This is a genomic window from Novosphingobium capsulatum NBRC 12533, assembly GCF_001598375.1.
GTDB lineage: Bacteria > Pseudomonadota > Alphaproteobacteria > Sphingomonadales > Sphingomonadaceae > Novosphingobium > Novosphingobium capsulatum.
Genome location: NZ_BCYV01000010.1, coordinates 1 through 19,091 on the forward strand (window position 1 = coordinate 1; position 19,091 = coordinate 19,091).

General features: G+C 66.0%; 25 protein-coding genes and 1 tRNA gene. 10 read left to right on the top strand and 16 right to left on the bottom strand.

The features are described 5' to 3' along the window. Nucleotides 1-101: 101 nt before the first annotated feature. Nucleotides 102-848: a 7-carboxy-7-deazaguanine synthase QueE gene (locus SCA01S_RS09980; RefSeq protein ID WP_062785250.1), complete on the top strand. Its 747-nt coding sequence runs from the start codon at nucleotides 102-104 to the stop codon at nucleotides 846-848. A gap of 92 nt (nucleotides 849-940) precedes the next feature. Beyond that, nucleotides 941-1,303: a hypothetical protein gene (locus tag SCA01S_RS09985; RefSeq protein ID WP_062785252.1), complete on the top strand. Its 363-nt coding sequence runs from the start codon at nucleotides 941-943 to the stop codon at nucleotides 1,301-1,303. Nucleotides 1,304-1,370: 67 nt separating this feature from the next. On the opposite strand, the gene ssb is transcribed toward SCA01S_RS09985, so the two are convergent. The 5 genes from ssb to SCA01S_RS10010 all read right to left on the bottom strand — a co-directional run bounded on the left by ssb (nucleotide 1,371) and on the right by SCA01S_RS10010 (nucleotide 5,592). Next, entirely contained in the window at nucleotides 1,371-1,928 is a 558-nt protein-coding gene (ssb, locus tag SCA01S_RS09990; RefSeq protein ID WP_022677226.1) for a single-stranded DNA-binding protein, read from the bottom strand. An 88-nt stretch (nucleotides 1,929-2,016) separates the two neighbouring features. Continuing rightward, nucleotides 2,017-3,876, bottom strand: a complete 1,860-nt coding sequence (gene feoB / locus SCA01S_RS09995) for a ferrous iron transporter B (protein WP_062785254.1) — start codon at nucleotides 3,874-3,876, stop codon at nucleotides 2,017-2,019. Next, entirely contained in the window at nucleotides 3,873-4,118 is a 246-nt protein-coding gene (locus tag SCA01S_RS10000; protein WP_062785299.1) for a FeoA family protein, read from the bottom strand. The genes feoB and SCA01S_RS10000 overlap by 4 nt, the downstream gene beginning before the upstream one ends. Before the next feature lie 112 nt (nucleotides 4,119-4,230). Beyond that, nucleotides 4,231-4,911 (bottom strand): COQ9 family protein, encoded by a 681-nt coding sequence (locus SCA01S_RS10005; protein ID WP_028658110.1) that lies wholly within the window; start codon nucleotides 4,909-4,911, stop codon nucleotides 4,231-4,233. Nucleotides 4,912-4,959: 48 nt separating this feature from the next. Further along, nucleotides 4,960-5,592, bottom strand: a complete 633-nt coding sequence (locus SCA01S_RS10010; RefSeq protein ID WP_022677229.1) for an ankyrin repeat domain-containing protein — start codon at nucleotides 5,590-5,592, stop codon at nucleotides 4,960-4,962. Nucleotides 5,593-5,658: 66 nt separating this feature from the next. On the opposite strand from SCA01S_RS10010, the gene SCA01S_RS10015 reads away from it, so the two are divergent. From SCA01S_RS10015 to SCA01S_RS10040, 6 genes are all read left to right on the top strand, one after another. After that, a complete protein-coding gene (locus tag SCA01S_RS10015) occupies nucleotides 5,659-6,309 on the top strand; it encodes an SCO family protein (protein WP_084390917.1) in 651 nt (216 codons plus the stop codon). 3 nt (nucleotides 6,310-6,312) lie between these two features. Continuing rightward, on the top strand, nucleotides 6,313-6,825 hold the full coding sequence (locus tag SCA01S_RS10020; protein WP_062785256.1) for a YcgN family cysteine cluster protein: 513 nt from the start codon (nucleotides 6,313-6,315) through the stop codon (nucleotides 6,823-6,825). Next, nucleotides 6,822-7,562: a M48 family metallopeptidase gene (locus SCA01S_RS10025; RefSeq protein WP_062785258.1), complete on the top strand. Its 741-nt coding sequence runs from the start codon at nucleotides 6,822-6,824 to the stop codon at nucleotides 7,560-7,562. The genes SCA01S_RS10020 and SCA01S_RS10025 overlap by 4 nt, the downstream gene beginning before the upstream one ends. Before the next feature lie 63 nt (nucleotides 7,563-7,625). Beyond that, the gene (locus SCA01S_RS10030) at nucleotides 7,626-8,114 is read left to right on the top strand and encodes a hypothetical protein (protein ID WP_054132164.1); all 489 of its coding nucleotides are present in this window, start codon (nucleotides 7,626-7,628) and stop codon (nucleotides 8,112-8,114) included. Then, nucleotides 8,098-9,075 carry a bifunctional diaminohydroxyphosphoribosylaminopyrimidine deaminase/5-amino-6-(5-phosphoribosylamino)uracil reductase RibD gene (gene ribD / locus SCA01S_RS10035; protein ID WP_062785260.1) on the top strand — a complete coding sequence of 326 codons (978 nt, stop codon included), beginning with the start codon at nucleotides 8,098-8,100 and terminating at the stop codon, nucleotides 9,073-9,075. Before SCA01S_RS10030 ends, ribD begins: the two co-directional genes overlap by 17 nt. 22 nt (nucleotides 9,076-9,097) lie before the next feature. Beyond that, a complete protein-coding gene (locus tag SCA01S_RS10040; RefSeq protein ID WP_062785262.1) occupies nucleotides 9,098-9,721 on the top strand; it encodes a riboflavin synthase in 624 nt (207 codons plus the stop codon). On the opposite strand, the gene SCA01S_RS10045 is transcribed toward SCA01S_RS10040, so the two are convergent. The 3 genes from SCA01S_RS10045 to SCA01S_RS10055 all read right to left on the bottom strand — a co-directional run bounded on the left by SCA01S_RS10045 (nucleotide 9,712) and on the right by SCA01S_RS10055 (nucleotide 12,886). Beyond that, nucleotides 9,712-10,779 carry an NAD(P)H-dependent flavin oxidoreductase gene (locus tag SCA01S_RS10045; RefSeq protein ID WP_412103045.1) on the bottom strand — a complete coding sequence of 356 codons (1,068 nt, stop codon included), beginning with the start codon at nucleotides 10,777-10,779 and terminating at the stop codon, nucleotides 9,712-9,714. The two genes, SCA01S_RS10040 and SCA01S_RS10045, sit on opposite strands and share 10 nt — an antisense overlap. Continuing rightward, nucleotides 10,779-11,954: an amino acid aminotransferase gene (locus tag SCA01S_RS10050; protein ID WP_062785264.1), complete on the bottom strand. Its 1,176-nt coding sequence runs from the start codon at nucleotides 11,952-11,954 to the stop codon at nucleotides 10,779-10,781. Before SCA01S_RS10050 ends, SCA01S_RS10045 begins: the two co-directional genes overlap by 1 nt. 122 nt (nucleotides 11,955-12,076) lie before the next feature. After that, the gene (locus tag SCA01S_RS10055; RefSeq protein ID WP_062785266.1) at nucleotides 12,077-12,886 is read right to left on the bottom strand and encodes a DUF1134 domain-containing protein; all 810 of its coding nucleotides are present in this window, start codon (nucleotides 12,884-12,886) and stop codon (nucleotides 12,077-12,079) included. Between the two features lie 323 nt (nucleotides 12,887-13,209). Here SCA01S_RS10055 and SCA01S_RS10060 point away from each other — a divergent pair. Together SCA01S_RS10060 and SCA01S_RS10065 are read left to right on the top strand one after the other, a co-directional pair. After that, nucleotides 13,210-13,302 (top strand) — tRNA-Ser (locus tag SCA01S_RS10060). A gap of 114 nt (nucleotides 13,303-13,416) precedes the next feature. Continuing rightward, nucleotides 13,417-14,796, top strand: coding sequence for a tyrosine-type recombinase/integrase (locus SCA01S_RS10065; RefSeq protein ID WP_245652512.1), 1,380 nt, complete (start codon nucleotides 13,417-13,419; stop codon nucleotides 14,794-14,796). 19 nt (nucleotides 14,797-14,815) lie between these two features. On the opposite strand, the gene SCA01S_RS22215 is transcribed toward SCA01S_RS10065, so the two are convergent. Genes SCA01S_RS22215 through SCA01S_RS10100 form a run of 8 tightly spaced genes read right to left on the bottom strand, consistent with a single transcriptional unit; the run spans nucleotide 14,816 to nucleotide 19,090 of the window. Then, nucleotides 14,816-15,061 (bottom strand): hypothetical protein, encoded by a 246-nt coding sequence (locus SCA01S_RS22215; protein ID WP_157088933.1) that lies wholly within the window; start codon nucleotides 15,059-15,061, stop codon nucleotides 14,816-14,818. A 1-nt stretch (nucleotide 15,062) separates the two neighbouring features. Next, nucleotides 15,063-15,368 (bottom strand): helix-turn-helix transcriptional regulator, encoded by a 306-nt coding sequence (locus tag SCA01S_RS21750; RefSeq protein ID WP_084390919.1) that lies wholly within the window; start codon nucleotides 15,366-15,368, stop codon nucleotides 15,063-15,065. Next, nucleotides 15,358-15,855, bottom strand: a complete 498-nt coding sequence (locus tag SCA01S_RS10075) for a hypothetical protein (RefSeq protein WP_157088934.1) — start codon at nucleotides 15,853-15,855, stop codon at nucleotides 15,358-15,360. The genes SCA01S_RS21750 and SCA01S_RS10075 overlap by 11 nt, the downstream gene beginning before the upstream one ends. Continuing rightward, on the bottom strand, nucleotides 15,852-16,742 hold the full coding sequence (locus SCA01S_RS21755; RefSeq protein WP_084390920.1) for a DUF6551 family protein: 891 nt from the start codon (nucleotides 16,740-16,742) through the stop codon (nucleotides 15,852-15,854). Before SCA01S_RS21755 ends, SCA01S_RS10075 begins: the two co-directional genes overlap by 4 nt. Beyond that, nucleotides 16,739-17,035, bottom strand: a complete 297-nt coding sequence (locus SCA01S_RS10085; protein WP_062785272.1) for a hypothetical protein — start codon at nucleotides 17,033-17,035, stop codon at nucleotides 16,739-16,741. Before SCA01S_RS10085 ends, SCA01S_RS21755 begins: the two co-directional genes overlap by 4 nt. Further along, nucleotides 17,035-17,820 (bottom strand): hypothetical protein, encoded by a 786-nt coding sequence (locus tag SCA01S_RS10090; RefSeq protein WP_062785274.1) that lies wholly within the window; start codon nucleotides 17,818-17,820, stop codon nucleotides 17,035-17,037. The genes SCA01S_RS10085 and SCA01S_RS10090 overlap by 1 nt, the downstream gene beginning before the upstream one ends. After that, complete coding sequence (locus tag SCA01S_RS10095) at nucleotides 17,817-18,158, bottom strand: hypothetical protein (RefSeq protein WP_062785276.1); 342 nt, start codon at nucleotides 18,156-18,158, stop codon at nucleotides 17,817-17,819. The genes SCA01S_RS10090 and SCA01S_RS10095 overlap by 4 nt, the downstream gene beginning before the upstream one ends. Then, nucleotides 18,155-19,090 (bottom strand): hypothetical protein, encoded by a 936-nt coding sequence (locus SCA01S_RS10100; RefSeq protein ID WP_062785278.1) that lies wholly within the window; start codon nucleotides 19,088-19,090, stop codon nucleotides 18,155-18,157. The genes SCA01S_RS10095 and SCA01S_RS10100 overlap by 4 nt, the downstream gene beginning before the upstream one ends. Nucleotide 19,091 lies beyond the last annotated feature (1 nt).

Sequence of the window (19,091 nt, forward strand, 5' to 3'; positions counted from 1 at the left end):
AGGCCAAATCCACCTTTGCGCCAGAGCTTCCACCACCCCCAACCCCCTCCTCTGAAGAGGAGGGGGCTTGAGCGTTGTGCGCCAGTCACAGAGCGCTGCCCATGACTCTCGCCCTTGCCACCACCACCCCCGGCGAGCCGGAAATCTTCGCCTCGTTGCAGGGTGAAGGGCCATCGGCGGGGCGGCCGTCGCTGTTCATTCGCCTGTCGCGCTGCAACCTGGCCTGCCAGTGGTGCGACACAGCCTATACCTGGCGCTTTACCGGCGACAATCGCCCCCACCGCGATGGCCAGGCGTTCGAGCGCAACAGCAACCAGCTGATCCTGCAGGAAGACGACGTAGTCGCCCGCCTGCTGGCCTTTCCGCAAGACCGTGTGGTGGTGACCGGGGGGGAGCCGCTGTTGCAGGCCGCCGCGCTCGCCCGCGTGCTGGCGGCGCTCAAGGCGACGCGGCCTGGCCTGCATGTGGAGATCGAGACCAACGGCACCTTGGCGCCCTCGCCTGCGATCGATCCGCTGATCGACCAGTTCAACGTCTCGCCCAAGCTGGCGCATTCGGGCAACCCGGCCGAACTCGCGCTGATCCCCGAGCGGCTGACCGCCTGGGCAGCCGACCCGCGCGCGTTCTTCAAGTTCGTAGTAGCCAGCCCGGCAGATTGTGACGAGGTCGCCGCGCTGCAGGCCTGCTACGGCATTCCCGGCGAGCGCCTGTTCGTGATGCCCGAGGGCACTGATAGCGAAACCCTGCGCAGCCGCGAGAAGTGGCTGTCTGCGCTCGCCCTGGAGAATGGCTGGCGCATGACCGACCGGCTGCACATTCACCTCTACGGCGACACGCGCGGAACCTGAGACCAGCTGCGGAACCATTCGTCGCAAGCGCTCTGCCCGCCGGTTCCCCGCCTTGCTATGCCTCTGCCGGGATACGCAAAGGGACAAGAACCATGAGGGTCACTCCACTACTGGCTGCGGCGCTGATCGCCGCGGCGCTGCCTGGTGCAGCACGCGCCGATGATCCGGCTGATACGTCGATGCGCAGCAGCGCCGCGCGGATGCGCGATCATGAGGCAATCCGCCGCATGAACCAGGCCCAGCTGGACTATGTGCGCAAGCGCGATGCCCGCTGGGCCCGCGAATATCGCCAGCAAGCCTCGCGCAGCGAGAGCAGCGGCTATGGCGCGGGATATGGCTATGACAATGATGGCGGCTATGCCCAGGCGCAGGCCCAATACCAGCGCGATCTGGCCGCCTGGCGCCAGGCCGTGGCCGATTGCCGGGCCGGCTATTACGACGCCTGCGGCCGCTGACGCCGGCATAAAAAATCCCCCTCCTTGAACCAAGGAGGGGGCCGGTCATCGCGTGCAGATGGCGCGATCAGAACGGGATATCGTCGTCCAGATCGTCGGCGAAGCCGCCGCCGCCGCCACCCTGGTTCCAGGTGCTGCCGCCGCCCGAGGACGACCCGCCGCCAAAGCCACCGCTGCCACCACCACGCGAACCGCCGCTGCTCGAGCCGCCGTCGTTCCAGCCGCCTCCGCCAGAGCGCTGACCGCCGCCACCACCACCGCCGGCACCGCCCTGCGGGCCGTCGAGCATTGTCAGCGCGCCGCCGATGCCGGCCACGACCACTTCGGTGCTGTAACGGTCATTGCCGCTCTGGTCCTGCCACTTGCGGGTGCGCAGCTGGCCTTCGATATAGACCTTGCTGCCCTTGCGCAGGAAGCGCTCGACCACGCCGATCAGGCCATCGCCGTTGATCACGACGCTGTGCCATTCCGTGCGCTCCTTGCGCTCGCCGGTGTTGCGGTCCTTCCAGTTTTCCGAGGTGGCAATGCGCAGGTTCGCAATCTTGCCGCCGTTCTGGAACGACTTGATCTCCGGGTCGGCCCCCAGGTTGCCGATCAGAATGACTTTGTTGACGCTGCCTGCCATCGAATCTCGTCCCTATGGAATTCAGGCGCGGACGTTAGCGCATCCCGAACTTGCTGTGCGAGTCTGTCGCACAAGAAAGGCGGGGAAACTACCCCAGACCGAACGCCACGGCGGTCCAATAGGTGATCCCGGCAAAGGCATAGGCCAGCGCGAACAGATAGCCGAGCATGAAGCCCGGCCACTTCCAGCCGTTGGTTTCACGCCGGGTCACCGCAATGGTCGACATGCACTGCGGCGCAAACACGAACCACGCCAGGAACGCCAGCGCGGTCGCCAGGCTCCAGTGGTGCTTGAGCTCGTCACCCAGGGCGCGGCCCTGCGCATCCTCGTCGCTGTTGTCCACGGCATAGCTGGTGGCGAGCGAGGACACCGCCACTTCGCGCGCAGCCATCGACGGGATCAGCGCCAGCGCGATATCGCGGTTGAAACCGATCGGTTCGACCACCACGGCGAGGCCATTGGCAATGTGGCCGGCGATCGAGGCATCGACCTGGCTCTTGCCCGGCTCGGCGCGCGGGAAGTTGAGCAGCAGCCACAGCACCACCGTCACGGTAAAGATCATCGTGCCGGCGCGGCGCAGGAAAACCCAGGCCCGCTGCCACAGGCCCAGCGCCAGATCCTTGACCGTGGGCAGCTGATACTTGGGCAGCTCCATGATAAAGCCCGAGGCTGCGCCCTTGGTGATCGAGCGGCGCAGCACCAGCGCCACGACCATCGCACCAACGATGCCCGCCACATAAAGCCCGAACAGCACCAGCCCCTGCAGGCCCACGCCCGGCAGCACCCGCGTGTTGGGAATGAACGCCGCGATGATCACGGCATAGACCGGCAACCGTGCCGAACAGGTCATCAGCGGGGCGATCAGGATCGTGGTCAGCCGGTCCTTCGGATCGGTGATGCTGCGCGTGGCCATGATGCCGGGAATGGCGCAGGCAAAGCTCGACAGCAGCGGGATGAAGCTGCGCCCGGACAGGCCCACGCCGGCCATCATGCGGTCCATCAGGAACGCGGCGCGTGCCATGTAGCCGGTCGCCTCCATCACCAGGATAAAGAAGAACAGAATGAGGATCTGCGGCAGGAACACGATCACGGCGCCCACCCCGCCGATGATCCCGTCGGTCAGCAGATCGCGCAGCAACGAGGCGGGCAATTCGCTGCGCACCAGATCCTGCAGGGCAGAGGCGGCGCCATCCAGCCCGTCCTGAAACGGCTTGGCCCAGGTGAACACGGCCTGGAACACCACGAACAGCAGGGCAAAGAGCACCGGCGGGCCCAGCCAGGGATGCAGCAGCAGCCGGTCCATGCGCGCATGGATGCGATGGCGCGCGGTTTCCGAAAGCGTGGCACCCTGCGCCATCTGCCGCGCCAGCAGCCGCCGTTCGGGCAGCGTCACGTGCACGCGCGCCGCGGGGGTTTCGTCAGCAGCGGCGGTATCGCGCGCCACGGCAATGGCTGCGGCGAGTTCGACAAGTCCCTTGCGCCGCACCGCCACGGTTTCGATCACCGGCACGCCCAGTTCGGCGGACAGCGCGGCGGCATCGATCGTCAACCCGTCGCGCGCAGCCAGATCGACCATGTTGAGCGCGACTACGGTGGGCCGGCCCAGTTCCAGCACTTCCTGGGCAAAGACCAGATGCTGTTCGAGGTTGGAGGCATCGAGCACGATGACCAGCACATCGGGCCGCACCTGGCCCACCTGCTCGCCCATGATGACCTTGCGGGTCACTTCCTCGTCAGGGCTGGTGGCGGCAAAGCCATAGGAACCAGGCAGATCGACCAGTTCGACCGGCTCGCCACTGGGCAGCAGCAGGCGCCCGGCCTTGCGCTCCACCGTCACGCCCGGATAGTTGGCGATCTTCTGGCGCGCGCCGGTCAGCGCGTTGAACAGCGCGGATTTTCCGGCATTGGGATTGCCCACCAGCGCGGCGACAAATGGCCCCCTGCTCATGCCGCCAGCTCTTCCACGTGCATCGCGCGAGCATGGATGCGGCGCAGCGCCACGGTCATCCGCCCAATCTCGATCGCCAGGGGATCGCGGCCCAGGAACACCCCGCGATAGGCAAGGCGCACCTGCGCCCCTTCGTCAAAGCCCAGGGCGCGCAGGCGCTGCGCCTCTTCAGGCACCAGCGCGGCCCAATCGACCGAGGCGATTCGGGCATCGTGGCCCAGCGGTAGTTCATCGAGCGTCACAGCAGCCCCGCTGCCATAGCCCAGCCGCTTATGCAAGTCGTTCGCAAGAAGATTGATCGCGATCAATTCATCAAACGGCCTGGCGGCACCCGCGAATGGGTGAGCGACCGGGTCAGCGGGCGGGATAGCGCAGCCGGCCAAGCAGGCGCACCGGGCTGAACCGCTCGCCTTCACGCTTGAACAGCCCCGCTTTCAGCTTTTCGAACCGCATCACGCCCTCGATCCGGCGATCGAGGAACGCGCGCGTGTCGGCATGGTCCTCGCTGCGATCCTCGGCAAAGACGGCCAGCGTGGCGGCATAGAGCGCGGCCAGCGTCGCGCGCTTGCTGTAATGGTTGAGATCGGTGGCGGTATCGCCCGCCAGGCGCCACATGGCGTCCGCGCTGTGCCAGCCCAGCTTGAGCGTCTGCGCGCTGTTGCGCGGGCGGGCCATCTCGATCAGGGCGCGGCGCAGCGCCTCTTCCATGCCCGACAGGGCATCGAGGCGGAACTGCACCAGGCGGCGGATACGCTCGCGAATCTTGAGTGTGGCCAGTTCGCTGGCCGGCAGGGCACGGGCCATGTCGGCATCGATCCGCGCAATCCACGCGGCGATCATGGTCATCGCCGCGCCGCTTTCGCCCACGCCATAGGCCAGGCGCGCCACGGCGGGATCGAGCCCGACGGCGAGCGCGGCACTATCGACCGCCGCGCCGGTCCAGCCGTCGAACATGGCCGCTTCGGCAACCAACGGCGCGAGTTCGATGCGCAGCTGATCGAGATCGAGCGTTTCCAGCGTGGCCGCGTCGGGCATGGCGATCATGGCAAGTCTCCGGGTTGGAATATCAGCGCAGTCTAAGATTTAGAACGTGGGACCATAGGTTTGCGCCGCCTTGCCGGTCTGGCGCTTCTTGGCGGCGGCCTCAAGCTCGTCGGAAATCGCCTCCGCATGGTCGAGCGTGGCATAGTCGCGGGCCGAACGGCCGGAATTGTCGGGCCGATCGGGGTTGGCGCCGGCCTTGAGCAGCGCGCGCACCATGGCGAGGTTGTGGCCGTGAACCGCCGTGATCAGCGGCGTTTCGCCGGTGTTGTTGGGATCATCCACCCGCGCGCCCACCGAAATGAGGAAGTCCACGCCTTCCAGGAAATTGAGGTTGGCAGCCACCACCAGCGGCGTGACGCCCTTGTTGTCGCGCGCGTTGACGTTGGCACCCTTGCCCACCAGGAACTGCATCCACAAGAGGTCGCGCCGCTGCGTCACGATATGCAGCGCGGTTTCGCCGGTCGAAACGTCCTTGGTATTGACGATCTGGCTGGCAGGATTTTGCAGCGCCTCGTTCACCTTGTCGCCGTCCTTCTTGCGCACGGCATCGAGGAACTTGTAGCTTTCGGAGAACTGGGCCAGTGCCGGGCCGGCCGGCAGCAGCACCGCAGCAGGCGCCAGGGCGCACAGGGCAAGAGCGATGCGGCGCGAATTGGCCCTCTTGATCGACACGGCTGCATTCCTCCTCTGGCGTGGCCACGGTGCACGTGGCCCTTGCAAGCGCGCTGTTAGCAGAGCATGAACCGCCACGCCATGGATCACCCCTCGTTCTTGCCGATTATTGCCCGCAAGTGCCTGTCGGCACTGGCGCTGGCCACCGCCCTCACCCTGCCGCTGGCAGCCTGCAACAACGCCGCGCCGGCATCAGATGCGCCGCTGGCCGGGGCGCAGCTGGGGGGCGATTTCACTTTGGTGAACGAAGCCGGCAAGACCGTACATGCCGCCGATTTCGCCGGCAAATATACCGTGTTCTATTTCGGCTATACCTATTGCCCCGATGTCTGCCCGCTCGACACCGCCAACCTGATGCAGGGCTATCACGCCTTTGCCAAGGCGCACCCGGACAAGGCAGCCCGCCTCGTGCCGATCTTCGTCTCGATCGATCCGGCCCGCGATACGCCGCAAGTGCTGGCGCAGTTCACCGGCAATTTCGGCAAGGAACTGGTCGGGCTTACGGGCAGCGCCGACCAGATTGCCACCGTAGCCAAGGAATTTGCCGTCTATTACCAGAAGCGCGCCGCACCCAAGGGCGCCGCGCCACAGGCCTATCTGATGGACCACAGCCGCGCGGCCTATCTGATGGGGCCCGATGGCAAGCCGATCGCCCTGCTGCCGGTGGAACAGAACGGCGAGGCCGTGGCCGCCGAACTGACGCGCTGGGTGCGCTGAGACATGGCCACGCCCCCCAATACCGGCGCGCCGCAGGACCGCTTCTGGGATCGCCCGATCGAAACGCTATCGCGCGATGAATGGGAAGCGCTGTGCGATGGCTGCGGCAGGTGCTGCCTGCACAAGCTGGAAGACGAAGACACCGGCGAAGTCTATCACACCAACGTCGCCTGCCGCTTGCTCGACACCAAGACCGCGCGCTGCAGCGACTATCGCCACCGCCGCGCCATGGTGCCCGATTGCCTGCGGCTCACCCCGCGCCTGGTGGCGCAAGTGGCCTGGCTGCCGGCAACCTGTGCCTATCGCCTGCGCGCCGCCGGCGAGCCGCTGCCCGCTTGGCACTACCTGGAAAGCGGCGATCGCCAGGCCGTGCACCGCGCCGGGGTTTCGGTGGTGGGCAAGGCGATCAGCGAAGTGGTGGCCGGCCCGCTGGAAAACCATATCGTCAGCGATGTCGAATGGGATGGCGATGCGCCCGGCAACCCGCGCGCGCCGATCGGCTTTCGCCTGCCGTGATCGACTGGCTGCGCCGCGCTGCCGAACCGGAAGCGGTCCAGCCGGCGCCGGTGGTGACCGTGGGCGGCCGCGCCCTTGCCGTGGAAGTGCGCCGCCTGCGCCAGGCCCGGCGGATGACCTTGCGCCTGGCGCCCGATGGCAGCGCCGCGCGCGTCTCGATGCCAACTTGGGCGCGCACGGCCGATGCCCTGGCCTTTGTGCGCGAGCGGGCCGACTGGCTGGCCGCCCAGCTCGATCGCCTGCCGCCGCCGCTGGACCTGGCGCCGGGTTGCGCCCTGCCCTTTCGCGGCGACGTGCTCACGGTGTCGTGGGATACCCGCAACCCGCGCCGCCCGGTGGTGGACGACGGCGCCTTGCTGGTCGGTGGCCCGGCCGAACAGTTGCCCGCACGCGTGCAGCGCTGGCTGGCGGCAGAAGCGCTGCGGCTGTGCACCGCAGACCTGGCGCACTATTGCGCGCGCGCCGGGGTGGCCGTGCCGCCGCTGGGGCTGTCGAGTGCCAAGCGGCGCTGGGGCAGCTGCGCGTCCGACGGCACGATCCGCATCAACTGGCGCCTGATCATGGCGCCTGATGCCGTGCGCCGCTCGGTCGTGGCGCACGAGGTGGCCCACCTTGTCCATTTCGACCACAGCCCGGCATTCCATGCCCTGCTCGCGCAGCTGTTCGAAGGCAGCGTCACGGCCGCCAATCGCTGGCTCAAGGCCGAAGGGCGCGGGCTTTATCGCCTGTTTGGCTAGGGCGAACCGGCAAAACCGGCGACTCATTTGCCATCCGTCGTTCCGATCCCTATCTGAGGCGCAATGAAAGGCTTTTTCCGCAATGTCTCCCCGCTGCGCGCAGTGCGGGATTTCTGGCAGGTGCTTGGCGCGCCCAGCGAATATCGCACGCGCGCGCTGATTATGGCCGGGCTGGTGACAGGGGGCATCTTCTACCTGATGACCCAGCAGGAAGGCCGTGGCCTGCCGCGCCCGCCCACGATCATCTATTTCGAATCCTGGCGCGCCGATCGCAGCGATGCCGATATCATCAAGGGCAACATCGCCGCGCAGAAACAGGCTGACGCCGAGGAAGCCGCCGAAGAGCAGCGCCAGGAAGACATCCGCAAGATGTACAAGGCGGTCGGCGCCGCCACCGGCATCGACACGCAAAAGATGTATGACGACGGCACCAAGGAACGCGCCGCCGAAAAGAAGGCCGAGGCCGAAAAGAACGCCGCGCTCTATCGCCAGATTACCGGCAAGCCGGTGCCGACCGTCCCCACGCCCGCGCCTGATGCCGCCAAGCCCTGAGGATGATGCGCGCTGGCTGGCAACGGCCGCCGCGCTCTCTGCCCGTGGCCGCCCGCTGAGCGCGCCCAACCCCGCCGTGGGCTGCGTCATCGTGCGCGCCGGCCGCGTGATCGCGCGCGGTTGGACCCAGGCCGGCGGCCGTCCCCATGCCGAAGCGATGGCGCTGGCCTCGCTCGGTGGCGATGCACGCGGCGCCACCGTCTATGTCAGCCTTGAACCCTGCGCTCATGCCTCTGCGCGCGGCCCGGCCTGCGCCGATCTGCTGGTGGCCGCCCGCCCGGCGCGGGTGGTGGTGGGGCAGACCGATCCCGATCCGCGCACCGCCGGCGCCGGCATCGCGCGGCTGCGCGCAGCGGGCATTGCCACCGATCTCATGCCATCCGCGTCCTGTGCGACGGCGCTGGCCGGCTTCCTGCTGCGCACCACGGCGGGCCGCCCGCACGTCACTCTCAAGCTCGCACTGACGCTCGATGGCGCGATCGCGCTGGCCAACGGACAAAGCCAGTGGATTACCGGGCCAGAGGCGCGCGCCCATTGCCATGCCGAGCGCGCGCGGGCCGACGCCATCCTGGTGGGCGGCGGCACGCTGCGCGCCGATGTTCCTCGGCTCGATGTGCGGCTGCCAGGGCTGGAAGCCCGCAGCCCGCAGCGCTGGGTCTTGACCCGTGGCTCCGCGCCGCAGGGTTGGCGCGCCGCGGCCGATATTACCGCGCCCGGCGCCTTTGGTGATGCGCAGTGGTTGTTCGTCGAAGGGGGCGCGGGCGCTGCCGCTACGTTCCTCAAGGCCGATATGGTCGATCGCCTACTGCTCTATCGCGCGCCGATCCTGGTCGGCCCCGGCCTTGCCGCCGTGGGCGATCTCGGGCTGGAAACCCTCGCCGCCGCGCATGGCCGATGGGACATGGGCCCCGCATGCCGGCTTGGCAGCGACACCCTCACCGTCTACCACCGCCGCCGCTAACGCATAAGGAAAGCCAAGCGCCATGTTTACCGGGATCGTCACCGAAGTGGGCAACGTGATTGCCATTGCCGACAAGGGCGACAAGCGCGTGACGATCTCCTGTGCGATGGACCCGGCGCGCATCGCCATCGGCGCCTCGATCGCCTGCTCGGGCGTGTGCCTGACCGTGGTGGAAAAGGGCGGCGTTGCCGGCGAGGCCTGGTTTGCCGTCGACGTTTCGGGCGAAACCATCAGCCGCACTGCCCCGGCGCAATGGCAGGCCGGCGCACCGATCAATCTCGAACCGGCGCTGCGCCTGGGCGACGAACTGGGCGGGCATATCGTCACCGGCCACGTCGATGCGCTGGGCGAGATCGTGAGCATCACGCCCGAAGGCGGCAGCCTGCGCGTGATCATCGCCACCCCGCCAGCCCTTGCCCCCTATATCGCGCCCAAGGGCTCGATCACCGTCGATGGCGTGTCGCTGACGGTGAACGACGTGGCCGATCAGAGCGACGGCACCTGCCATTTCGCACTCAACATCATTCCCCACACCGCGCAGATCACCACGCTGGGCCAGTTTGCGCCCGGGCGCCAGGTCAACCTCGAGATCGATGTTCTGGCCCGCTATCTGCAGCGCATGCAAAGCCTGTCGCGTCAGGCCTGAGCCATCTCGCGCAACAGTTGCGCCACCAGGTCTGCGGCGGGCATGGCCCGCGCCTGGGTCACGCCGCTGCCGGCCCATTGCGCGCCAAAGCCGTCTTCGCCGTGCGCCTGGGCGGCGGCATCCAGCGCCTTGCCGGCGGCATAGGCACGGGGATAATCGGGCACCGGTGGCAGGTGTTCCAAGGCGGTGAAGCGGTTGGCCAGGCACCGTGCCGGGCGGCCGGAAATAGCGCTGGTCATCACCGTGTCGCGCGCGGCCAGCAGCGCCGCGCGATAGCCCGGCCGCGCCGCGCTTTCCGGGCAGGCGACAAAGGCCGTTCCCAGTTGCGCGGCCATCGCGCCATCGGCAATCGCCGCGCGCATGCCCTGCCCGGTCATAATGCCGCCCGCTGCCACCACCGGCAGCACGGTTTCACGGCGCACGGCACGCACCAGGTCGCGCGTTGGCAGCCTGGCATCGGGCGCCGCAGGATCGAACATGCCGCGATGGCCGCCGGCCTCCCACCCCTGCGCAATGATCAGGTCAAGGCCCGCATCGGCGATCGCGCGGGCCTCGGCCACGTTGGTCGCCGTGGCCGCCAGCACGCACCCTGCGCCACGCAGGGCGGCCAGCACATCGCCGGCAGGCAGCCCGAAATGAAAGCTGACCATCGGCGGCGCCAGTTCCACCAACAGCGCCTGCATGGCGGCATCGTCGGCAAAGCTGCGATAGATGGTGGCCAGTTCTTCGGGCGGCCGCGCCCCGAACGCGGCGAATTGCGGCGCCAGCGCCGCGCACCAGGCTGCCTCGCGCACGGTGTCGACGCGCGGCGTGGCATGGACGAAAACATTGACGTTGAATGCAGCGCCACTGGCGGCACGCAGGGCGGCGATCATGGCGCGTGCGCCGGGCGCCTCTGTGGCGCCGACCGCGATCGAGCCCAGGCCCCCGGCATCTGACACCGCCGCCGCCAGCGCCGGCGTGGATACACCCGCCATCGGCGCCTGGATCAGGGGAATGCGCAGGCCGAGACGCTGCCACAGGTGTGTTGCAGCATCCCGGCCCGCCATCGGTTGCATCAGGCCGTTGCGACGTGGCGCAGGGCTTCGATGAACTGGCCGATATTGCCGGTGGTGAGGCCGGCGATGTTGATACGGCCGGTGCCGGCCATATAGACACCATGGCGCTCGCGGATCGTCAGGATTTGCTCGCTCGACAGCGGCAGCATCGAGAACAGGCCGTTCTGCGTACCCAGCACGTCCATGGCGATCGGGCCAACCTGGCCGGCGGCGGCCAGCTGGTCACGCACCCAGCGCATGCGGTCGCGCATTTCGTCCAGCTCTGCCAGCCACATCTTGGTCAGGTCTGCGTCAGACAGGATCAGGCGCACGGCAGCCGCACCATGATCGGGCGGCATCGACCACGATGCGCGGGCAATGGTGGCACCGTTCGACATGGCCTTGGCCAGGGCGTCCTTGTCTGCCGTCACGGCATAGAAGGCGCCAACGCGATCGCGATAGAGGCCAAAGTTCTTGTCGCACGAATAGGCGACCAGCGCCTCGGGCACGGCGGCAAGCACCTTGCGCAGGCCATAGGCATCGGCTTCCATGCCCTCGCCCAGGCCCTGATAGGCCAGGTCGATCAGCGGCAGCACGCCCTTGGCCGCCAGCAGCGGAGCGATTTCGTCCCACTGCGCCGGGGTGTAATCCACGCCGGTGGGGTTGTGGCAGCAGCCGTGCAGCAGCACCAGGTCGCTCGCCTCGGCCTCTTCCAGCGCGGCCTTGAGCGCGGCGAGATCGGCCGTGCCATCGGCGGCGGTGTGCTTGAAGGTCTTGAGTTCGAGCCCGGCGGCCGCCACGATCTGGGCGTGGTTGGGCCACGAAGGGGTGCCCATCCACACGCGCTTCACGCCCGCGCGCTTGGCCACTTCGATCGCCAGCCGCACCGCGCCGGTGCCGCCCGGCGCCTGCATGCCATCTACCTTGGCGGCATCGAAATCGGCGCCAAACACATAGGGGACCAGCGCGTTGACAAAGCCCATGTCACCTTCAGGGCCAAGATAGGCCTTGGAGTCCTGCTCGTTGAGCAGCTTGGCTTCGGCGGCCTTGATCGCCTTGAACACCGGGGTTGCGCCATCGGCGGTGCGATAGACGCCCACGCCAAGGTCGATCTTGGTATCGCGCGGATCGGCATTGTGCAGCTTGATCAGCGCCAGCAAGGCATCGGCCGGTTGCGGAGCCAGGTTTTCGAGCATGGGGATTTTCTTTCACGGCTGACTGAAAGGAACGCCGCCCCCATGCCGCCGCCGGCGCCCCGGCGCAAGAGGGTTTGCACCCCGCCGCGCCAAGGCGTCAGGCGATCAGAACGGCAGCCCCCTTAGAACGGCATCCACGTCTGCTTGCGGCTGAACTTCATATAGCCCGCGTTGATGCCCAGGCGCAGGCCCGCGCCCATGCGCACCGGGATCAGCACCACATCGCCGCGGCGGAGATAGCTGACATTGAAGCCGCCGATCAGGTAGGCCTGCCCCTCGCCCGCGCCAAAGCGATGGTACATGTCGGCCGTGTCATAAAGGTTATAGACCAGCACGAAGGTATTGCCGGCATTGGCCCCGGCATCGAAACCCACCGAAGGCCCGGTCCAGTAGACCGGCATGTCGCCCTCCACCTTGTGGTGCAGCGTGCCCGAGCCATAACGCAGCCCGACCACCAGTGCGCCACCGGCTTCGCGCCCGGTGATATAGCCCACCGGCTCACCCTGCTTTTTCAGGATGTCGCGGATCATCATCGCCAGGCCCTTGGCGCCCTTGCCGAACACGCCCTCGGCCGCGCCGATCAGATCGTCTTCATGCCACGATTGCCCGGCCGCGCCCGGCTGGGCACCGGCAGTGCCAGCCGGCGGCGGGGCGGCGCCCATCGGTGCCGGGCTGGCATAGGGTGCGCCGCTTGCCGGCGGTGTCGCTGGCGGCGGGGTGTAGGGCGCGGGGGTGGCGGGGGCTGGGGCCGCGTTGGGTTGCACCGGCGTGGCGCGCGGTGCGGCCGGCGTGGTGCCGGGCTGTGGCGCCAGATCGCTGTCGATCGCCGAATTGGGATCGATTGTCTGGACCTGCGCCTGGGCCAGCGGGGCGGCAAGCAGGGAAAGACCCGCCAGCCCCAGGGCCAGGCGATATTGGATGGCACGCTTCATCTTGTTTCCCGTCCCCTAACTGCGAGCGCCGATTGCGGCAGTGACCCGGCTCAATGGTGGTTCGACATGGCGCCAAGGTGGCGCCACGGCAATCCGATTGTTTCCATCCGCCACAGGTTTGCCCCACCACAATGAACGGGCGATGAGCCGAGTCGAAATTGCGCCCAACCGGCCACGCACCGCGCCAGCCAGCCGAAAGGGCGGCACCACACCGCCACACAAAGCTGTCCACAGCCCTCTGCGCCAGCCTGGGGAAAAATCACAAGACAGCGCTTGCCCCGCCCCACAACCCCCGTTATAGGCCGCCCTCGCCGCTGCGATCCGGAGACGTGGGTGAGTGGCTGAAACCAACGGTTTGCTAAACCGTCGTACTGGTAAATCCGGTACCGAGGGTTCGAATCCCTCCGTCTCCGCCATTGCGCCTTCCGCACTGGTGCCAACTCGTTCCAGAACCCTTGCATTTCCGGGCTTTTCGGGCGATCAGAGTTCCGCGATGCTCCCTAGTTGATCCATGGCGTTCGCTGGGAGACATGGTATCCGGCATGGTATCGGGCCTGCCGATCTATGGTATCGAGGCGATGCTGAACGACGCGAAGGTGAAGGCTGCCAAGCCTAGGGATAAGTCCTACAGGCTCACCGATTCCGGCCAGCTATATTTGCAGGTGCAGCCGACGGGCAGCCGGCTCTGGCGAATGAACTATTCCTATCGATCGGCGGCGACCGGCGCCCTGCAACAGAAGACGCTCGCCCTTGGGGCCTATCCCGCCGTCACGCTGCTGGAGGCACGTAAGCAACGCGACGCGGCGAAGGAATTGTTGCGCCAGGGCATCGACCCTGGCGTGCAGCGCAAGCTGGCGGTCGAAACCAACACCACGGATACCTCATCGACGTTTGAAGTCGTCGCAAGGCGATGGTGGGAGAAGCAGTGCAAGCGCTGGAGCAAGGTCCATGCGGCTGACGTTCTGGCGAGCCTCGAAGCGAATGTCTTCCCAGCGATCGGCAGCTTGCCCATTACAAGCATCCGCACTCCTACGGTCTTGGCTGCGCTCGAAAAGGTGGAGCGGCGCGGCGCCGTCGAAACCGCGCACCGCCTGCGCTCTCGCATCTCGTCCGTCTTCGTCTATGCGATCGGTGCGGGCCTAGCCGAAAGCGATCCTGCGGCCGGCATGGGCAAGGCGCTCCAGCCGAAGCCGAAGGCAAAGAAACAGCCCGCCGTCACCACGCTGCCACAATTGCGGCAAATGCTGATCGACTGCGAGGCAGAACGCTGCCGGGCGGGGACGAAGCTCGCCCTTCGCTTCCTCGCGCTTACGGCAGTCCGGCCTGGTGAACTGCGCCAGGCCCGGTGGGACCAGTTTGAGGGCCTGGACGGGGAAGCGCCGCTATGGCGAATCCCCGCCTCGGCGATGAAGGGGGATGAAAGCAGGAAGGCCGAAGCGGAAGGCGACCATCTTGTGCCGCTGGCGCCCGAAGCGGTCGCGGTGCTGCGCGTAATGCACGGGATATCCGGTGATCTCGATCTTGTGTTTCCGGGGGAGCGCCACCCTCACCGGCCGATATCCGAAAACACGCTGCGCGCCCTGCTAATCCGCGCCGGCTATTACCAGCGCCATGTGCCGCACGGTTTCCGCGCTGGCTTCTCCACGCTGATGAATGAGCGGGCGGAACGCAAATGGCGGGAAGCTGGCGGCCTGGGCGCGTCCCCCGACCGAGCGATTATCGACCTGATGCTAGCCCATGTCCCCGATGGTGTTTCGGGCTCGGAGAGAGCCTATAACCGGGCGGCGTACATGCCGCGTCGCCGCGAACTGGCGTGCGAGTGGGCCGGACTGCTGCTGGCGGATTTCTGGCCGCCCGAAATTCACCTTGGGCAACCGATCAGGTATGCGGCGACCGGGCCAGGCCGCTAGCCAGGCAAACGTCACGCACCTACTCGGCACTTTCGCTATTGATTGCATCGCGGAGGATTGGTTGCCAGTCCTCCATGAAATCAGCAAACTGTTCTCGCTGATCCGGAAATTTGTAATATATTCCCCAAATTACGCTGCTAATAGCTTCTTTGATTACACCTTCTCGGACAAAATCTCGCGCCGACAGTTCAGACAAATTTCTGACGAATTCATTGCTGAGCTCTTCAATCTTTTCATCGAGATTGCTCTTCGGATCGCTGCTCATATCAGCCTCGTTGTGATTCGCGCCATGTCCTAATTTCGCTCTCGCTCCACCGGCTTGCATAGCCCCCCGGTTTGAATTGCTGGGGAAACTGCCCCTGCCTCATCAGGCGGTAGATCGATGTCTTGCCCATGCCGGTAATCTCGATCACTTCATCGATCCGGATAAGGCGATCAGCAGGCTTGCCCAGCCCGTTAGCTGTGCCGCGCGTCGGCGCTGGGTCTTTGCGAGGCCGCGACGCTACATCAAGGGCCTTGGCGACCGCGAGCGCGATCTTATCGATATCGGCCTGGGCGAGTTCATCGCTCATTGTCGCCCCCTGGTGTGGCCGGCCGTTGCGCCTGGCGCGGGCGATGGAATGGAAGCACCTTGCCCGATCCTGCCTCGGCTTGAGCCGGTCCCTTGAAAGGGATGCCCATCTCTCTGGCCAGTTCAGCGATGCACTCCGCTGCATCTTCCGCGTTCGGGTAGAGTTCGCCGCCGCTCCTGTCCCCGTCGATAATGCCATCTGCGCGAACAAAGAGCGCGGTCCACATAGGGCGGCCATCGCGAAGCGTCACCTTGTCCAGTTCGATATGCCCATCGAACGAGAGCCAGCCCGACCCTGCCGGCTGGGGATCTGGCAGCGGTAGCCATCCTTCGGGCTCGATTGGATAGCCTTCGCAATCGTAAAAGCCGCGCACCCCACGAGTGGCAATGATCCATGGCCTGGTCTTATGGCCCTCTGGTGCATTGGGAACATAGGCAAGGAACCATCCGTCGCCCGGTGGCGGCGGCATCGGGTTAGCGCTAGTCATGGCTCATTCCCCACGTCTTCGTAGACCATAAGCATGGCCTCTTGGATGGCGCGCGCGCGGTCCTCGGCGCCGCTCTGTCCGATCACGAAGCTGCCCCAATCTTGCGTGGTGTAGCGCGTCAGCGCCGTAACCAGGCGGTCGGGGTCTAGGTCTTCCGGTGGATTGGCCAAGATACGAACCAGTCCCAAGAAGACTGAGCCGGCATTGTTCAGCCGCTGGTTCGGGAAGGCTTCTGCAATATTGACCAGCGCAGCCGAAACAATCTTTCGGCCGTGTTTGCGCACCATGTTCCGAATGGACGTGGTGAAACCAACCTCGCCAGACTTCCACGTATTCGGTCCGGTGTTCCGCGCAACCGAAAGGCCGGCGCTGGTCACGATATCGTTGATCTCCATGGCGTCGGGATCGGAGGCGGCAACCGCCGCGTGGAAGTCATCTAGCCGGCTGATCTGCTTGCGCGAGCGGTTGGCCATGATGAACATGCGCGCTTCCTCGGCGGTCCCATCATAGTTGAACACGCAGCACGGCAGGTGCGGAATATCACCGCGCAGCCTGGCGGCCATGGTTCGGTGCTGGCCATCGATGACAGCAAATTCCCGGTCCTGCCGGCGTGACACAACCAGCGGCGCGCAAAGGCGCCAGTCGAAGTTGTTGGCGATTGAGGCAATCAGCCTTCTTGACACGCCGTTGTCGGTAGAGCGCTGGTAGGCTTCATCTACCGTCAGCCATTCCACCTTCAACCATTCGATGGTCGGGGGAACGCCAATTGGCTCCGGGTAGTTGCTCGCGCGAATGGCGGTGCCGCCGTGCCGCCCTGACGCAGGGGACACGGCGGCTTCCTGGGTCGCGGGGACTTCCCCAGGAATTTCGTTGTCTCGGGTGCTCATTTTTTGAGCCTTTCCGTGAGGACAGCCCGGATTGCGCGCGGCAAGCCCGGCGTGTCGTGCAACTCACGCATGAGATGGGCGGCAACCCCCGGCGCGTGGGTGTCCGACGTGAACATAACCCAGGGATGGAGATGGCGCCCGTCTGTGCTGATAGTGACGCTGCCGCCAATCGTGCTCCATGCCAGCAACCATCCACCGGCGAGAAGTGGCGGTGCGATTTCGGTGGTGTCGTCAATGACGAAACCGTCGTTGTCGCGCCGGGCGGTTGCTGCCCATTCCTTGGCCGGGAGCATCACGATTGACCTGCAACGCGGCACAAGTCGGCCATGATGGCACCCCACCAGTTGGCCGGAATTTCGGGGTAATCGGCCCAAAGCTGGCGCGCATAGTCCAGCTTCCACACCGCCTGGCCGAGGTCGGGCGCGGGCGTTGCGATGATTGCCGCGTCTGCCTTCTCGCGCACCAAGGTTAGGCGCTCGATCTCGGCGTTAATGTGACTGGGGATGCCCGCGCCACCGTCCTTGTCCGCATCGCAAGCGGGTTGCCAGACTTCTCGGTGATAGGTGTCCTCTGCACTCTTGGCAGCCTCCCATGCCTGCCATGCGGCGGCCCATGCTGCGCCGGTCTGGTCGCTAGTCAGCCGCGCGAAGTCGGCCGCGAGCACTGCCATGCAGTCGAACGGCACGTTGAACATTTGCGGTGTTTCTTCGCGCATAATGAGCGAGTGCTTGAACACCGCAGCGGCCAGCGTTGGAGCCGGAGTTCCAACAAGGGCCGTAGCCGCGGCCCATTGGGGCTTGGCAAAATTCTCGGCCCATGCCTGCTCGGCTTCGTCCTGCGCGTCGTCGAGGCCACCCGGCAGCTTATTGCATTTATTGCCATTATTCCCTTCCAGTGAAAGGCTGGCAAGCTTGTATTGAGCATAGACCTTGCCGTAGCAGCCATACTCATGATCGGCATCACACAGGGTAAGAGCCGCGAGATACTTGGCCATGGCTGCATCCCATACCGGGCAAGCGCCCATGGTGGTGATTGCCGCGCTGGTGAAGGATAGCGTATCGATGGTGGGGCAGCTCATGACATTGCTCCCGAAAGTCGGCGAAGGTCGGCGATCAGGTTGTCGAAGTCATCGGCTTCAACGACCGAATCTTCTGCGACCTTGCGCAGTTGTTCCAGCTTCCAGAGAAGCGCCTGAAAATTGGGCGCAGGCACCTGGATGATCGCGTGTTCGCGAATGGCCAGCATGTGACCAAGACGGTCATTTTCGCGACCTATCTCAGCCGTGAATTTGCCGGCTTCATACGCGGGGTCATGAACTTCGCAGCAGTGGCGATCGTACGCGGTCTTGGCTTGCTGGAGGGCGGTTTGCGCACCGGCCCAGCCGGATACGATGTCGGTTTGTTTGTGAGTGGTCACTGCTCGCCTCCCAGCAGGCGAGCTACGTCGGCCAGGGTCTGGCGCACTTCACGCGCATCCCAAGCGTTCGTGCTGTCTACGCAGGCCTCCACCTTGAGCAGACGGTCGAGCTTGAATTTGAGTGCAGCATGATCGGGCGCGGGCGTGTCCAGCATCTTCCGCCATGCAGCCGTTTCCGCGTCGCAGAACTGCTGAGGCACATCGTCTGGCCCCTGCCAGCTATGGTACTGCTCGAACGCGGCCTGCCATTCCGCAACGGCACCTTCCCACGCGGCGGGCGCTGCTTCGGCGCCCTTGGCCCGTGCATAGGGCATTCCCGCGATGCGGCGCACGTCGTCCGAAAGGCAGAGCATCATCTGGTCAGCGCGGTTCCCGTTGGTGAACGCTCCCTCGGCGCGGCCAAGGTCGATCTTCTCCGCGACTGCGGCAAGGTCGGGGGCTGGCGTGGTGATTAGCGCCTCAATCGCATCGAAGTGCAGTGATGTGTGGGGCTCCCAGCCTTCCTCGGCCACTTCCGCCGCCTTTCCGTCAACGAAGCCGTCTTTGTGGGCCTGGAGAACGGGGGCCATGATGTGTTCGCGATAGCGATCGGAGACGCCGCGTGCGAATTGCTCGAAGCGCTGGGCCGTCAGGTAGGCGGCGCGCAGGGACTGCCCTTCCTCGCCCACGGCTTCCGCCAGCAAGCCGCGCGCCTGCTCCAGCAACTGTTCACGACGATCCTCCGTCGGGACCCCACCCATGTCATAGGCAGCGACGAACTTGCGAACGAAATCGCGCGGGTTGGTCGGCACGAAATCATGCATGTCATGAAAGGCTGCGAGATAGGCGGCGGCTTCGATCAGCCCGGAGTTGTGCGCTTCAAAGGCGGCCCAATATGTGTCGATGGCGTCGGGCATGATCGGCCCGCGCGGCTGGTTGAAGTTGGCGCTCATG